A 15,250-nucleotide genomic window follows, 5' to 3' on the forward strand; every position below is an offset into this window, starting at 1 on the left:
GTCGCCGCGACAAGCGGAGACGATCGGGGTGTAGCGCAGCTTGGCAGCGCGCTTCGTTCGGGACGAAGAGGTCGTGGGTTCAAATCCCGCCACCCCGACAGCCGAAACACCAGATCAGGCGAGTACTCACGCGAGTACTCGCCTGATCTGTTTCTGCCTGTGGGCCGAGCCCCGGCCCCGACGAACCCGGCCGCTTCCCCAACGCGCAACCTGGCGGCGCTCCGCCCTCGGAGTCATCATCCTCGGCAGGCTCCCTTGATCGGCCTGATGAGGATGCGGTCATACGATCACCTCTGCCTTACCGAGCAACAGCGCCCCACCCGATCCGTCGCTGAGTGCCGTGGCCAGCCAGGGGCCATGTCTGATCAAGCTTGGGACGGCGAAACCGACTACACCAGGGCTCAAGGGTGGGCTCGGATCACGACCGTGATCGCATTGGTCTGCTCGCTGGGAGTCATTGCACTTGGAGTCGTCGCCGTCTTGGGCCTGACGCGCTTCATTTACCTCGTGGATGCGCTCAGCGGTTAGCCCGCTGCCGCCGGCCTCCGCGCCCCTCCCGTGGCCAACGCCCTCTCGATCAAACGGGCTTGGCCGAACAGTGCGTGGGCGCCTCGTCGGCGTACGTGCTGAGCTCGCCGATGAACTCACGGTAGCTGTCGAGGGCGCTGCGGTCCTTGCTGGGCGGCTCGCCGATCCACTGCTGCCAGAGTGTGCGGCCAGCCCCACTCCGTGCCGAAGAGCGGCTGTGACACGAGGCTGACGAGGCCCTGGGCTCCTATGACGTAGCCGATGCTTTCGACGGCGTATCCGATGGTTGCTCGCACGGATCAACGTTCTCGCGGGCGGGCCGCAAGGGCGTCCTCTTCAGGGCCGATCGCGTAGTAGGCCAAAGGATGTAGAGGGTGTAGCGGATGTAGAGGACGTAAAGGATGCGGTCGGCGAACGCCCCGGCCCGGCGCCGTCGGCAAGCGCCCCGGCCCGGCGTCCTTCCACAACTGGTGTCCCGGAAAAGACCCGTTGAGGGCGGGCGGGAGCCGACCGGGGCGGCGCACCATGAGTATGTGGGGGGCTTCCGATATGCGACCCGTCGCTGATCCACTCCGCGTACCTTCGGATAGCGGCGCTGGTGACGGGGCTGCACCAGGGTTCGGCCGCGCGTACCAACGCCCGGTCAGGGAGCCTGGTTTGCCGAGTGGGAACCACGGCACCGGCACGGCCGGAACCGGTGGACGACGAAGGAGAAGCGAAACGTGATCATCGCACTCGATGGGCCCGACGGCGCGGGAAAGTCCACTCAGCTCGCCCGGCTCGCGGACTGGGCCGGCGAACTGGGCGTGTCGTTCAGGACCGTCAGCAAGTGGCAGCTGTTCGACGAGACCGTGATGCCCGAGGCCCGGTTCCTGCGCGGGTCCCGGCAGGAGGAGATACGGGTGTGCATCGCGGAAATGCCCTCTCCGGCCCGCATGCTCTTCCTCGGCTGGATGAACACGATGGCCGCCCACTACGCGGCCGCCGCCCAGGAGGAACTCGTCGTCCTCGACGGCTACTGGGCCAAGCACGCCGCCGCCGAGCTCATCTCCGGCACCCACCGGGGTCTGGTGGAGGCCATCGTCGAGGCCATCGCGCCGGTCGACCGGATCATCTACTTCGACGTCGCGCCCGAGGAGGCGCTGCGGCGCAAGAAGGGCGACCTCGCGCCCTACGAGTGCGGATGCGACCTGGAGTGCCGCCCCGAGAACTTCCTGCGCCACCAGAGCGCGGTCCGCGAGGTGTTGCTCGGCTGGGCGAAGGAGTACGACTGGAGCGTGATCCGCACTGATTCTCCCGGGTCGGCCCAGCAGGAGCTGAAGACGATCGTCGCGGCGCTCCTGAAGGACCAGTGATGCGGCGCAGCCTCGCGGCCGCGCTGTTCGTCCGCTATCTCGGCACGGGGGTGTGGGCCCCGCTCCAAGTGCTGTTCCTGGTAAGGATCGTGGGGCTCGACACCTCGCGGGTCGTCACCGGGCTGACGGCCGCGTCCCTCGTCGGCCTGCTCGCGGGGCCGGCCGCCGGACGCCTCGCCGACCGGTTCGGTCCGCGCGAGGTGGGGGTGTCGGGTCTGCTGGTGCAGGCGGTCGCGTCGGCGCTGCTGCTCACCGTGGGCAGCTTCGAGGGCTTTCTCGCGGTGATCGTGCTGGTCGCCGTCGGCAAGGGCGCCTTCCCCGCCATCACCGGCGCCCTGATCGCCCATGTCGGCGGCGACGACAAGGTCATGTACCGGGCCAGGCTGTACTCGCTCCAGAACCTGGCCATGGTCAGCGGATCGCTGCTCGGCGGCATCGCGCTGCAAGTGGACAGCAGGACGGGCTACACGGTCGCCGTGCTGGCCGACGTCTGCTCCTACCTCATCGCCGCCGGTCTGGTGTGGCGGCTGGGGCATCTGCCGCCGGTGGAGCGGGACGCCACGGTCTCCAGCAAGCGCCAAGCCGCCCTGACCGACCGCCCGTTCGTCGCGGTCAGCCTGCTCGCCGGGGTGCTCGTCATGTTCGAGACGTTCCTCGCGGTGCTGATGCCGGTGTGGATCGCGGAACACACCGACGCCCCGCGCTGGACCGTGTCCCTCACCTTCGCGCTGAGCGCGGTCCTCGTGGTGGTCTTCCAGACCCGGGTCGCGCGCGGGGTGGAGACACCACGGGACGGCGCCGTCGCCCTGCGCCGCAGCGGCCCGGCCGTCGCCGTCGCCGTACTCATGGTGTACCTGGCCGCACATGTGTCGGGCGCGGCCGCGATGGCGCTGCTGCTGGCCGGGACCGCCGTGCTGACGCTGGGCGAGATGGTCTTCACGGCGGGCGAGTACGCCGTGTCGTTCGGCCTGGCACCCGACCACGCGCAGGGCGAGTACCAGGGCGTGTTCGGTCTGGGCACCGGCCTGGGCACCGCCGTGGCGCCCTCGCTCCTGAACGCGCTGTGCCTGATGGCCGGCCCGCTCGGCTGGCTCGCGCTGTGCGGGATTCTGATATCGGCGGGGGCGGCCGTACCACCGGTGGTACGCCGCGCCGAGACACGCTCCCGGGCGGCGTAGCGGTGGAGTGACCGGTCCTCAGCGGGGGGAGGCGATCCAGGTGCGGAACATCATCCGCGCCTCGGACGCCGCCTCGCCGTCCTCGAAGGGCGTACGGCCGTGGATGACGGACCGGTTGTCGATGAAGACCATCTCGCCCGGCCGCAGCCTGCCCAGCGTGTGCAGCTCCTCGCGCTCCAGCAGGGCGTCGAGGTGGTCGAGGGCGGCGGTCTGTTCCGGGGTCAGCGGCGGGACGCCCTCCTGGCGGTGCCCGGCCTCGACGTACTCCCGCAGGTAGTGGACGCGGGCGGAGCCGTCCGCGAAGTCGAGGACCGGCCGCTCCACGGTCCGGGGCGCGTCCGGGGTGTCGGCGCGGGTGTCGAAGTGGAACGGCCGGCTCAGCACGTCCAGGACGTCGGGCCGGGCCCGCAGCTCGGCGAGGACGTCCTGGACGTGGACCATGACGAGGGAGCCGCCCCGGGCGGCCTGGCGCACACAGAACAGCGTGAAGTAGTCGGGGACCGTGCCCGGACGGTGGAAGCCGTCGGTGTGCAGGTTGCCGCCCTGCCGCGTGTCGGAGTACCGGGCCGTGGCCCGGTCCAGGCGCACCCCGCGGTCCTTCACCTCGCGCACCAGGGCGCCGGTGAAGTCCTGCGGCATGACGTCGCCCAGCATCCGCGAGGCGGCGACGGTGAAGTGCCGCGCGGCGGCGAAGGACAGCCCGCCGAGCCCGGTGAGCACGAAGCAGCCGGGCCGCCGGTCGAGCCGCTCGGCCGCGTGGGCGCGCAGGCGCAGCGCGAACTCCTCGTGGCGCGCGTCCGGTTCACCGCGCTCCTCCGCCTCGGCGATGCTGTCGGCCAGTCCGGGATCCACGGCGAACCGCACGTCCGGGAAGGAGTCCTGGTCGTCCTTCATCTCACCCTCCTCGGGTTCTCACACATGGGTGGTCACATGCCCGCCGGCCCAGGCCGCGATCTCGTCGCCGTAGTGCCGTATGCCGGACACCTCGCTCGCCGCGAGCGCCGCCATCGTGCGGCCCACGGCCTCCTCGCGGGTGCCGGCCGTGGCCAGAACCTGGACGAGCATGCTCTCGTGGCGCACCTGCCGGGTCACGTCCAGCGTGCAGGCGTACGACACCCCTGGTCGCTCGGCAAGGCGCAGCACGCTGAGGCGGCCGGGGCGCGGCGAGTCGGGGCGGACGAAGAGGCGGGCCTCCACGACGTGCGGGGCGGGGTCGTCGCGGACCGCCCATTCGTCCAGCAACTCGCCTTGAGCCAGGGCGAGTTGTAGTGCAATCAGGTCGATGCCGGTCTGCGCCTCGCACATGCGGTAGGCGCCGGTGAGTCTTGGGTTGATCTCCAGGAAGTGGTAGCCGTCGGGGCTCACCACGAACTCCACGCTGCTGACCCCGCGGAAGTCGAGCCCCTCGGCGAGGACTTGGGTGTGCCGCCGCATCGCGGCGGCCATGTCCGCGGGCACGTCCAGGACGGGCGCGGCATCCAGGAGTTTGAGGTGGCCCGCGACCAACAGGCTCTCCCGGGAGCCCAGATGTGCCACGCGGCCCTCTCGGTCGACGGCGACGGTGACGCCGACGATGCGGGCGTCCTCCACATAGCGTTCGGCGTACCAGGTCATGGCCCCCGGATCGGGGTCCGCGTCGAGGACGAGCCGCAACTGGGCTTCCGTGTACACGACTTGGACGCCCTGGCCGTAGCAGCCGCTGCGCGGCTTGAGGACGAGCGGGAAGCCGGCCCGGGCGGCAAGCTCCATGATCGCCGCCCGGCCGTCGGCGTGCGGCAGCACCGGTACGCCGAGCCGCTCGGCCGCGGCCACCGCGAGGGACTTGTCCCCGGCGGTGGTCAGCAGCTCGGGCCCGGCCCCGGCGCACACGATGCCGGCCTCGGCGAGCAGGCGCGGCAGCTCCGGGTCCTCGGCCAGGGCGCCGTGCCCGGGGTGGACGAGCCCGGCACCCGAGCGCACGGCCGCGCCGACGATCCGCGCCACGTCGTCGTACGGATTGGCCCCGGCGAGCGGCTGGAGCCGCTCGACGGCGTCGGCGCCCAGCGCATGGGCCTGTTGCGGATCCGCCGCCGACACCACGGCGACCGGGGAGAGCCCCGCCGCCCGGGCGCTCTCGACCGCCCGGGCGGCGATGGCGCCACGGCCGGCTATCAGGACTCTTTCCATCAGGGCGTCCCCATGTCAGACGATCACGCGGTAGTGCGTCACGAGGCGCCGTTCGTCGTCGAGGATGTGGAAGGCGATCAGCGGCGGCAGGTCGTAGTCGACCTCCGGGCGCCCCTCGAGCGGCAGCGGCACCGTGGAGGCGATGCCGGGGCCCACGACCAGCGGGCGGCCCGCGAAGGTCGTGGCCGCCGCCGTGTGGGAGTGGCCGCACAGCACGGCCACCACCTGGGGGTGCCGCTCCAGCACCGCGGCCAGCCGCTCCTCACCGGACTGCTTGATCCGGTCGACGTACGGCAGGTGCAGCACGACCGGCGGGTGGTGGAAGCAGACGAAGACCGGTACGCCGTCGGCGAGTTCGGCGAGCGTCGAGTCCAGCCACTGGAGGGTGTGGTCGGTCAGGAAGCCGTCGTCCTGGCCCGGGATGGTCGAGTCGCACAGCACGAAGACCGCGCCGTCGGTGCGCACGACCCGGTTGATCTCCTCGTCGGTGGCGGCCTCGCCCAGCAGCCCCTTGCGGAACTCGGCCCGCCGGTCGTGGTTGCCGGGCAGGGTGAGCACCGGGTAGGGCAGCTCCAGCAGGGCAGCGGCCTCGTTGTACTCGTCGGCCGTGCCGTGGTCGGCGATGTCGCCGGTGGCCAGCACCACGTCGACGGGCCCGGGCATGGAGCGCAGGAAGGACGTGACCCGGGAGGCGCGTTCGGTGGCCCGGGGGCCGCCGTCCAGGTGCAGGTCGCTGATGTGCGCGATGGTGATCAATGCAGTGACTCCTCGACGCTGGTGCTCGACATGGCGGCCGCCTTCTGGAAGCGGGCCCCGATCTCGCCGTCGCCGTGCGCGGAGGTGACCCGGGGCGGGGTGCGGCAGCAGCCCCGTCGGATCGTCACCCCCGCCATGTGCGGTCCTGGCGACGTCCCGTGGACGCGCGGTCGGTCCATCCGCCGTCGAACGGGTCCGCGCGGCCCGGCACGGCCCAGGGAGAGGACCGGTTCCGCCCGGCGCGGCCGGGAGGCCCGCCGGCCGCCCGTGGAATCGTACGCGCCGTTGTCGAGGTCGGTCCGTACGAGTGCCACGCCCACGTACGCGGGCGTGGCACTCAGGTCGCTAACGAACGTTGGCGACGATGGTGGCCTGGTCCACCTTCTTGGCCTCGGGCTTCGTGTAAGCCTTCATGTCTGTCACCCCCCTGCCGTGCTCGTGCGGCGTACTTACGGATCGACTGTCCCGATTCGTGGTGGCGCGGCGGTGGTCCGGCGGAAGTTCGACGGCCCCGCGCCTTCGCGTGAGTGGTGTGCGGCATCCCCAGCCTCCAGCCATGGAGGCGTGAACAGGGTTGTCAGGCAGGGGAGTTGGTGACCTTGGCCCGTCTGGAGAGCGCCCCGAATCCGCTTCCCGCGAGGGCGAACACGGCTCCCAGCACCAGCCAGCCGAGGTCCCCCCGCGCGAGCACCACCCCGATGAGGAAGACCGGCCCCACCACGCGCTGCAGCCCGTATCCCATGCTGAAGGCCGCCATGTACTCGCTGCGCCGAGCCTCGGGCGCCCAGGCGAAGGAGACCTCCCAGCTCACCACGGAATGGATGTTCTCGGCGATGGTGAGCAGCACGACCGCGAGCGCGCACACGGCCACGGCGAGCCCGGTCGGCATCCTTCCGACGGCCACGCACAGGGCGCAGAAGACGACCAGCAGGACGACGGACGCCCACAGCAGCTCACGGGTGCGGCTGACCAGCCCGTTCATCCGGCCGAACAGGACCTGAAGTCCCACGCTGAGCGCGGTGTTGACGACCAAGAGGACGGACATCACCACCGGGGAGAGACCGATCGCGGTCACCATCCACAGCGGCAGCAGTTCGTTCAGGACGGAGTCGTGCAGGAAGAGCAGGCCGTTGGCGCCGACGAGGGCGAGGAAGCGCAGGTTGCGCAGGACGGGCGGGGCGTTCGTCGTCCCGGCCGGTCCGGCGGATCCCGGGTCGGCGGACCCCGCGTCGACGGACCCCGGATCGGCGGACCCCGGGTCGGGCGTCCGTTTCCTCTCGTCGTCCAGCCGGCGGCCCAACCGGGCCACCACGGCCGCGAACACGAAGAACGACAGCCCGTTGACCGCCAGCAGCGAGGCGTTGACCAGCCGCGAGTCCGTGGCCAGGGCCAGTCCGCCGAGGAGGGTGCCGGCGCCTATCGCCGCGTTGCGCACGGCGCTGATCAGCGACATGGCCCGCACCCGACCCGCCTCGTCGAGGAGGCCGGCCACCAGCGACTGCTGGAGGGAACTGGTGGTGGTCTCAAGTCCCATCAGCAGCAAGGTGATCCCGAAGAACCAGGCGTAGTCGTCGACGAGTGCGTACCCGAGGAAGCCCACACCGCGCAGGCACAGCGCGCCGACGTACACCCCGACCAGACCGACGCGGTCCGCGAGCCGTCCGACGGGGATCGGGGTGAGCAGGCCGAGGACGGCTCCGACCGACATCGCGGCCGTCACCGACACCACGTCGAAGCCGACGATCCGCACGAAGTACAGCAGGACGACGACCGTGCTCAGACCCGTGCCGAGGGAGTCGACGGCCGCCCCGAAGCCCAGCCAGCGCACGTGCGAGGCGGCGGCGGGGCGCCCGGGTCTCGGGGTGCGCGGATCCGACAGCACCGTCATGCCAAGGCCTCATTCCGCGGTCGCGGGGGTGGACGGTCGATCGTCGGGCGACCCGGTGGTCCCCCGGTGGTTTCCGCCTGGTGCTTCCGGGCGCCGACCGGCGTGGCCGGTTCGGCCCCGGGCCGAGGCTCCCCGCACGGCGCCCGGGAGCGCGCGGTCACGGCCGCCCGAGCGCGCTGGAAGCGGTCGGACAGAGGTGAGCGGGCCCCGGCCCCACGCCGTGGCAGACTCGGCTGGGGAACCTGGCGAAGGGGGAAGGCGTGGGGTCGTCGGAGTTGCTCATCGTCCTCGACCGGGACGGCGGCACGCCGTTGCAGCAACAGCTCTGTGAGCAGATCACGGCCCTGGTCCGGGCCGGCCAGCTGCGCCCCGGCGACAGCGTGCCCGCGTCCCGCGAGCTCGCCCAGCAGCTCGATGTGTCGCGGACCGTCGTCACCCGGGCCTACGAACTGCTGCGGGCCAACAGCATCATCATCGCCAAGCGCGGCTCCGGCACGAAGGTCGCCCCGCTGGCCGGAGGCGGCCCGCCCTCCCAACGCCCCTCCCCACAGGCCGGGTTCGCGCCCCAGCCGCCCAGGGCCACCGACGGGAGCAGCGCGCTGTGGCAGCCGTGGGAGCCGCCGCCCACCCACCATCCGAGCAGCGCCCTCGACTTCCGGCACGGCACCCCGGCGCTCGCCGAGTTCCCCGTCGCGCGCTGGCGCCAGTCCCTGCACGACGCGTACGGCCGCGCCGATGTCGCGTCCCTCGGGTACGGGCCGGCCGAGGGGTCCTCGACGCTGCGGACCGAGATCGCCACGCTGGTGCGCCAGAGCCGGGCCCTGGACGCCTCGCCCGACCACATCATGGTGACGAGCGGCGCCACCCAGGCCCTCGACATCCTGGTCCGGATGCTGGTGGGCCCCGGCGACGTGGTGGTGATCGAGGACCCGAGCCACACCGTCCTGCGCCAGGTCTTCGGCTGCTCGCAGGCGCACGTGGTGCCGGTGCCGGTGGACGAACAGGGGCTGCGGGTGGACGAGATCGACGCGTGCGTCCGCGCGCACGGCCACGACCCGGCGCGCGTGAAGCTGGTGTACGTGACGCCCTCGCACCAGTTCCCCACCGGCTTCATCCTGTCCGAGGGGCGGCGGCGCGGCCTGTTGCGCTGGGCGTACGAGCACGGGGCGATCGTCCTGGAGGACGACTACCACAACGAGTTCACGTTCACCGGCGAGCGGCTGCCCGCGCTCGCCGCCGAGCGGCACCGCGACACCGTGGTGTACGTCGGCAGCTTCAGCAAGACGCTCTTCCCCGCGCTGCGCATCGGCTACGCGGTGCTGCCGCCGCACCTGGTGCGGCCCTTCCTCGGCATCAAGTGGATCACCGACCGGCTCACGCCCACGGTCGCCCAGGACGCGCTCGCCGACTTCATCGCCACCGGCGCCTACGCCCGCCACATCAGCCGGATGACCCGCCTGTACCGCCAGCGCCGCAGCCGCCTCCTGGAGGCGCTGTACGAGCACTTCGGAGCGGAGGTGCGCATCTCCGGGGAGGCGGCGGGCCTGCACGTCCTGGTCACCCTCACCGGTGCGCGCGGCATCCCGGAGGAACGGATCGCGGAGGCCGCGGCCGGGCTCGGGGTGCGGATCTACCCGGCGTCCGGCTACTTCGTCCAGGACCCCCCGGCCGAGCCGACGTTCCTCATGGGGTACGCGGCCCTGCCCGCCCCGCGCATCACCCGTGGCGTCGCCCTGCTCGCGGACGCGGTGCGCGAGGCGACGGGGCGGGCGGGGCACACGGGCGGGGCCGCCACGAGCGCCTGGCCCGGCAAGGCCGCCGCGCCGGACCTCAACTCCCCTGCGCCTGCGGCTCGGTGAAGCGCGGGCGGTGGAAGCGGGCGCGCAGGGCGTGCGGGACGGTGCAGTCGAAGTGGGCCTTCGCGGTGCGGCCGTCCGCCGACAGGTTCGGCGAGTACGCGGTGGACTGCGAGGGGTCGAGCGGGAAGCCGAGCCGGTCGGGCAGCACCGCCACGTCACGGTCGGCCTGGAGCCGGGTGGTCATCGCCCACCACAGGTCCGCGTCCGACTCGAGGTCGACGTCCTCGTCCACCGACACCGCGAGCTTCGCCATCCGGAACTCCTCCAGGACGGACTCGGCGGCCTTGCGGACCACCTCGTCGTCCGCGGCCGACCGCTTGGCCCGCCACTGCAGGACGACCATGAGCTGGCCGCCGCCCGCGGTGTGGCAGTGCACTCCCTTGACCGGCGCGTCCAGCTCGCGCAGCCGGGCGAGCACCGCCGCCTCCATGCCGAAGCCGAGCAGCACCGACTGTTCGTGGCCGGGCCCCGAGACGGTCTGCAGGATCGCGCCCTCGCGCGCCGTGATGCCGGTGACCCGCACGCTCGGAAGCCCCGGGTGGGCGCGGCCCCGATAGCCGAGGAACTCCGGTGTGGCGTACGGGCCTTGGGGGTTCTCGGGGGCCGTGTCGGCGAGCAGCTCGCCCTCGATGACGTACTCGGCATGCGCTATGCACTCCGCCGCCACGGTCCGGCAGTCCGTCAGCTCGACCGGCGCCCCGCCGAGCGCGCCCGCCACCCCCAGCTCGTCGACACCCGCCGGAACCAGCGAAGTCGGGCAGCACGACGAGAGCAGGACGGCCGGGCCGAGTCCCAGGTGGATCGCGACGGGCAGGTTCTCGCCCCGGCGCCGGGCCGCCTGGTGGGCGGCTTCCAGATCGCGGCCCGGCACCATCCAGATGGAGAGCCGGTCCGGGCCCTGGACGCACATCCGGTGGATGGACAGGTTGCGCACCCCGGTGTCCGGGTCGGTCGCGAGGACCGAGCCGAGCGTCAGATACGGGCCCGCGTCCTCGTCGGTGAGGACGGGCACCGGCAGCGCCGTCAGGTCCGGCGGGAGCAGGGTGCGCACCGGCTCCCGGCCGCCCCGGCTGCGCACCGGCGCGACCGGGGACTCCACCGCGTCCAGGATCCGCCGGGGCAGCAGGCCCGGCGTGGTGCCGAGCAGGGCCGCCGCCCGGCGCCGGGTTCCGTACAGGCCGATGAGGACGGCCCGGGCGGGCGCCCCGCCCTCGGGGACGACCCGCTCGAAGAGGACGGCGGGGCCGGGCCCGGTGGGCGGCGGGGCGGGCGTGCCGGCCCACTTCGCGTAGCGGGCCGAGACCCCGAACCGGGCCGGGACCTCCGCCCGCTCCCGCACCAGCTCGCCGGGCATGGGGTCGAGCCCGGCGAGCGCGGTGCGGAGGTCGGCGAGCCGGCGCCCTGTCATGCCGCGCCCTCGCGGGTACCGGCGGGTTCGGCCCGGTGTTGGGCCGATGCCCTGCGTTCGGCGAGCAGCTCCATCTGAAGGTCCGTCAACTCGGTGATCAGGACCCGGTAGACGCTCTCCGCGATGCCCGGCGGCATGCCCTCCTCGACGGCGAGCCGCCGCACCTTCTCGATGACCTGGGCCACCCGCCCGGGCGAGCGCACGGTCTCCTCGTCGTTCTTGAAGGCGGTCAACTCGCGTACCACTACCGTGCGTTGGGCCAGCAGGGCGACGATCTGGCGGTCGAGCGCGTCGATGGACAGGCGCAGCTCGTCGATGCGCTCCGCCCCGGTGGTGGCTCGGGTCACGGGGCGGGGACCTCGTCGATCACGTAGACGACGGTCGGCTCGTCGTCGGAGCCCTGGGAGCGGTGCCGCTCGTCGCCGGGGATGATGAAGCCCATGCCGGGGCGGCACGGCACCGAGCGGTTGTCGAAGTGGATGGTGAACTCGCCCTGGAGCACCCAGCCCTGGTGGCCGCGCTCGCACCACTCCAACTCGTTGAAACCGGCGGGCAGTTCCATCAGCCGGACCCGCTTGCCACCGGTGTAGGCGATCTTCACCCGGCCGTCGGCGCCGGGCTTGTTCCATTTCTCCCACGGGATGGCGTCGAAGTCGATGCCGACCAGGGCGGGCGTGGTGGTGCTCACAGGGCTCTCCTCGGAGGTTGGTTCGGGTCGGGTCGGGTCAGGTGTGGCTTCAGGACAGCGAACGGCTGCGCTCCACGCGCTCGTTGCGGTCGTCCAGGGGAAGCACCGGCTCCCCCGTGTCCGAGCGGTGCTTGCGCAGCAGCAGGGTCATGTCGATCATCCGGTGGGCCATCCGCTCCAGGGCGTCGACGCCCTCCGGGTCGTTCAGGCCCGGCGTTCCGGTGGTGTTGCGCAGCAGCGCCGGGAAGCCGCTGCCCACCAGGATCATCCGGTTGAGCAGCAGGTTGTCGACGAGCTGGTTGTGCACGGAGGCGTCGCTGTAGCGGCGGCCCGTGACGATGATGCCGCCGACCTTGTTGGCCAGCGGGCGGTCGAAGCGCAGGAATCCGACACCCGCCCGCTCTATGAATATCTGCATGAGGTGCGCGAGGCCGAAGCCGTGCACGGGCACCGCGTAGATGATCCCGTCCGCGCGCTTCATCTCCTCGACGATGCCGGGCATGTCGTCCGGCAGCGCACACGGCAGGGTCCGGCTGTTGCAGTCGCCGCACGGGCTGCACGGCGAGATGCGGTGGTCGCGCAGGTGGACCGTGCGGAACGTGGCGCCGCGGCCCCGCACGAGTTCTCCCGCGTATTCGAGGGCGAGGTCGGTGTTGCCGCCCGGCCGCTCGGAGCCCGATATCCCGAGGATGACGGGTTGGTCGGAACGTACTCCCTGCATGTCTTTCCCCCATTGACCACTGGTCCTACGGGGGCGGGCCGTCCGGGCCCGCCCCTCCCCCTGACGGCCGGCTCCCCTCGGCCGTCAGTCGTGCCCTCGCGTGTGTGCGTCAGTCCGTGAGCTTTCCGGCGAAGTAGTCGATGTAGGCCTGCATGTCGAAGTGGCCGTGGCCGGAGAGCGAGAACAGGATGCTCTTCGACTCGCCGGACTCCTTGCAGGCCAGCGCCTCGTCGATGGCCGCGCGCACGGCGTGGGTCGACTCGGGCGCCGGCACGATGCCCTCGTTGCGGGCGAAGGTGACCCCGGCCTCGAAGCAGGCGGTCTGCGGCACCGCGCGCGCCTCCAGGAGGTCGAGCTCCTTCAGCTGGCTGATGATCGGCGACATGCCGTGGTAGCGCAGGCCGCCCGCGTGGATGCTCGGCGGCACGAAGGTGTGGCCGAGGGTGTGCATCTTGGTGAGCGGGGTCATCCCGGCCGTGTCGCCGAAGTCGTACTCGAACTTGCCCTCGGTCAGGGTCGGGCAGGACGACGGCTCGACCGCGATGGCCCGCACCGAGCGGCCGCCGCGCAGCTGCTCGCCCAGGAACGGCAGGGCGAGCCCGCCGAAGTTGGAGCCGCCGCCGGCCGCGCCGATCACGATGTCCGGGTAGTCCTCGGCCAGCTCCATCTGGAGCAGGGCCTCCTTGCCGATGATCGACTGGTGCGTCAGCACGTGGTTGAGGACCGAGCCGAGCGCGTACTTGGCGGAGCCGCCGCTCTTGACGGCCGCCTCGACCGCCTCGGAGATCGCGAGGCCGAGGCTGCCGGGCGAGTTCGGGTCGGCGGCGAGGGCGGCCCGGCCGGCCTCGGTCAGCTCGCTCGGGCTCGCGGTGACGCTGGCCCCGAACGTCTCCATCAGGCCGCGCCGGTACGGCTTCTGCTGGTAGCTGACCTTCACCATGTAGACCTCGCAGATGAGGCCGAAGTACTGGCAGGCGAGCGAGAGGGAGCTGCCCCACTGGCCCGCGCCGGTCTCCGTGGTGAGGCGCTCCACGCCCGCCTGCTTGTTGTAATAGGCCTGCGGGATCGCGGTGTTGGGCTTGTGGCTGCCGGCCGGGCTGACGCCCTCGTTCTTGAAGTAGATGCGGGCCGGGGTGTCGAGGGCCTTCTCCAGGCGCCGGGCCCGCACCAGGGGGCTCGGCCGCCACTGCTGGTAGACGTCGATGACGGCGCCCGGGATGTCGATCTCGCGGTCGGTGGAGAACTCCTGCGCTATCAGCTCCGGCGGGAACAGGGGCTCCAGGTCGGCCGGGGTGATCGGCTCGCGGGTGCCCGGGTGCAGCATCGGGTCCAGCGGCTTGGGGAGGTCGGCGACCACGTTGTACCAGGTGGTGGGGATCTGCGATTCGGAAAGGAGGAACTTCGTCTGGGGCATGAAGACTTTCCTGTGAGTGAGGTGGAGCCGGTACGGAGTGAGGAGGAGTGCGGGTGGGCTAGGTGTTCGCCGGGGCCGCCTTCGGCTCCGGGTCGGCACTGGACTTGAGGGCCGCGGGCGGCCTGATCCGCAGCACGGAGAACGCGGCGATCCCCACGAGCGGGGCGATGAGGAGCGTCACGAAGACGGGCCGGTAGCCGTCGGCCGTCCACAGGACGCCCAGGCCGACCGGCACGACGAGCCGGGCAAGGCCGAGGACGAAGCCGTTGAGCGCCATGAAGCTGCCGACGCGGCCCTCGTCGACGTGGTCGGCGACATAGGTGGGCACGACGACGGACACGATGATCTCGCCGAGCGTCCACACCACGGTGGAGAGCAGCAGCGCGGGCAGCGAGAAGCCGAAGACGATCACGGCGAGCCCGAGCGTCCACAGCAGCCCGGCCACCAGGAGCAGCGCCTTGGTGCCCCGGCCCCGGATGTGCTTCTCCATGAGCAGACCCAGGCTCACCACGACGACGCTGTTGATCGTGTAGACGGCGCCGACCAGGCCCGCCGAGTCGTGCAGGACCGTGGTGACCGCCAGCGGCAGCGCGTATTCGAGGCCGATGAGCGGCACGACGTAGAAGAAGGAGACGAGGACGAGCAGCAGCACGTGCCGGTGCCCGAGCGGGCCCGAACGACCCCTCCCCGTCGGGGACTTGGGGGTTCGCTTCCGGCGGTCGCGCGGCACCCACAGCGTGATCATCGCCGCGCACAGCAGGCCCGCGAAGATGTTCCCGGCGAACATGACGTGGTACGAGTACGCGGCGGCGACGCCGCCGAGGAGCGGGCCCACGCCCATGCCCAGGTTGTTGCCGACGTAGCTGATCGTGTAGGCGAACGGGCGCTGCTCGGGGGTGGTCAGATCGGCGACCAGGGTGTTGGAGGCCGGGCTGAACATGCCCATCCCGACCAGGGCGACGAACAGGAGCGCCGCGTACGTCCAGGGCGCGCCGTCGAGCAGGGCGAGGCCGAGGTAGCCGGCCGCGTTGAGGATCAGCGCGCTCAGGAGCGCGGTGCGCCGGCCCTTCAGATCGCACAGCGGGCCGCTCAGGAGGCTGCCGACCAGGAGGCCGGTGCTGCCGATGGAGATGAGCAGGCCCGCCTCGCCGGGGCTGAGGTCCTTGCCGCGCACCAGATAGACGGCGAGCAGCGGGAAGACGAACATGCCGGCCCGGTTGACGAAGGAGGCGAGGAACAACACCCGCAGGGCGAGCGGGAGTTCCTTGAAGCGCGCGACCCACAGCACG

The 15,250-nt window shown here is 71.9% G+C and carries 14 protein-coding genes and 1 tRNA gene; 4 read left to right on the top strand and 11 right to left on the bottom strand.

Annotation, left to right across the window (positions count from 1 at the left end; genetic code table 11):
- The first annotated feature begins 24 nt into the window (after positions 1 to 24).
- The 3 genes from ACFYZA_RS17585 (at position 25) to ACFYZA_RS17595 (ending at position 3,061) form a co-directional block, all read left to right on the top strand.
- Positions 25 to 98, top strand: a tRNA-Pro gene (locus ACFYZA_RS17585).
- Between the two features lie 1,152 nt (positions 99 to 1,250).
- Positions 1,251 to 1,883, top strand: a complete 633-nt coding sequence (locus tag ACFYZA_RS17590) for a thymidylate kinase (RefSeq protein WP_388491315.1) — start codon at positions 1,251 to 1,253, stop codon at positions 1,881 to 1,883.
- Positions 1,883 to 3,061, top strand: coding sequence for an MFS transporter (locus ACFYZA_RS17595; RefSeq protein ID WP_382582361.1), 1,179 nt, complete (start codon positions 1,883 to 1,885; stop codon positions 3,059 to 3,061). The genes ACFYZA_RS17590 and ACFYZA_RS17595 overlap by 1 nt, the downstream gene beginning before the upstream one ends.
- Before the next feature lie 18 nt (positions 3,062 to 3,079).
- Here ACFYZA_RS17595 and ACFYZA_RS17600 read toward each other — a convergent pair whose 3' ends face one another.
- The 5 genes from ACFYZA_RS17600 to ACFYZA_RS17620 form a co-directional block, all read right to left on the bottom strand.
- Positions 3,080 to 3,955, bottom strand: a complete 876-nt coding sequence (locus ACFYZA_RS17600; protein ID WP_382582363.1) for a TauD/TfdA family dioxygenase — start codon at positions 3,953 to 3,955, stop codon at positions 3,080 to 3,082.
- A gap of 18 nt (positions 3,956 to 3,973) precedes the next feature.
- Complete coding sequence (locus ACFYZA_RS17605; protein ID WP_388491317.1) at positions 3,974 to 5,227, bottom strand: biotin carboxylase N-terminal domain-containing protein; 1,254 nt, start codon at positions 5,225 to 5,227, stop codon at positions 3,974 to 3,976.
- Positions 5,228 to 5,242: 15 nt separating this feature from the next.
- Positions 5,243 to 5,980: a metallophosphoesterase gene (locus ACFYZA_RS17610; protein WP_388491559.1), complete on the bottom strand. Its 738-nt coding sequence runs from the start codon at positions 5,978 to 5,980 to the stop codon at positions 5,243 to 5,245.
- Positions 5,980 to 6,111 (bottom strand): hypothetical protein, encoded by a 132-nt coding sequence (locus tag ACFYZA_RS17615; protein ID WP_382582368.1) that lies wholly within the window; start codon positions 6,109 to 6,111, stop codon positions 5,980 to 5,982. Before ACFYZA_RS17615 ends, ACFYZA_RS17610 begins: the two co-directional genes overlap by 1 nt.
- A 449-nt stretch (positions 6,112 to 6,560) precedes the next feature.
- Positions 6,561 to 7,871 (bottom strand): MFS transporter, encoded by a 1,311-nt coding sequence (locus ACFYZA_RS17620; RefSeq protein ID WP_388491320.1) that lies wholly within the window; start codon positions 7,869 to 7,871, stop codon positions 6,561 to 6,563.
- 260 nt (positions 7,872 to 8,131) lie between these two features.
- Between ACFYZA_RS17620 and ACFYZA_RS17625 the strand changes: the two genes are divergently transcribed.
- Positions 8,132 to 9,730, top strand: coding sequence for a PLP-dependent aminotransferase family protein (locus tag ACFYZA_RS17625; protein WP_388491321.1), 1,599 nt, complete (start codon positions 8,132 to 8,134; stop codon positions 9,728 to 9,730).
- Here the strand turns inward: ACFYZA_RS17625 and ACFYZA_RS17630 are convergent.
- The 6 genes from ACFYZA_RS17630 to ACFYZA_RS17655 all read right to left on the bottom strand — a co-directional run bounded on the left by ACFYZA_RS17630 (position 9,702) and on the right by ACFYZA_RS17655 (position 15,249).
- Positions 9,702 to 11,138, bottom strand: coding sequence for a UbiD family decarboxylase (locus ACFYZA_RS17630; protein ID WP_382582377.1), 1,437 nt, complete (start codon positions 11,136 to 11,138; stop codon positions 9,702 to 9,704). The genes ACFYZA_RS17625 and ACFYZA_RS17630 overlap by 29 nt on opposite strands.
- Entirely contained in the window at positions 11,135 to 11,485 is a 351-nt protein-coding gene (locus ACFYZA_RS17635; RefSeq protein ID WP_388491324.1) for a chorismate mutase, read from the bottom strand. The genes ACFYZA_RS17630 and ACFYZA_RS17635 overlap by 4 nt, the downstream gene beginning before the upstream one ends.
- Complete coding sequence (locus tag ACFYZA_RS17640) at positions 11,482 to 11,826, bottom strand: cupin domain-containing protein (protein WP_161248212.1); 345 nt, start codon at positions 11,824 to 11,826, stop codon at positions 11,482 to 11,484. Before ACFYZA_RS17640 ends, ACFYZA_RS17635 begins: the two co-directional genes overlap by 4 nt.
- Positions 11,827 to 11,875: 49 nt before the next feature.
- Entirely contained in the window at positions 11,876 to 12,547 is a 672-nt protein-coding gene (locus ACFYZA_RS17645; RefSeq protein ID WP_382582384.1) for a flavodoxin family protein, read from the bottom strand.
- A gap of 109 nt (positions 12,548 to 12,656) precedes the next feature.
- Positions 12,657 to 13,961 carry a TrpB-like pyridoxal phosphate-dependent enzyme gene (locus ACFYZA_RS17650; protein WP_382582387.1) on the bottom strand — a complete coding sequence of 435 codons (1,305 nt, stop codon included), beginning with the start codon at positions 13,959 to 13,961 and terminating at the stop codon, positions 12,657 to 12,659.
- Between the two features lie 58 nt (positions 13,962 to 14,019).
- Positions 14,020 to 15,249 (bottom strand): MFS transporter, encoded by a 1,230-nt coding sequence (locus ACFYZA_RS17655; RefSeq protein ID WP_388491326.1) that lies wholly within the window; start codon positions 15,247 to 15,249, stop codon positions 14,020 to 14,022.
- Between the last annotated feature and the right edge of the window lies 1 nt (position 15,250).

The organism is Streptomyces sp. NPDC001828, assembly GCF_042892175.1.
GTDB lineage: Bacteria > Actinomycetota > Actinomycetes > Streptomycetales > Streptomycetaceae > Streptomyces.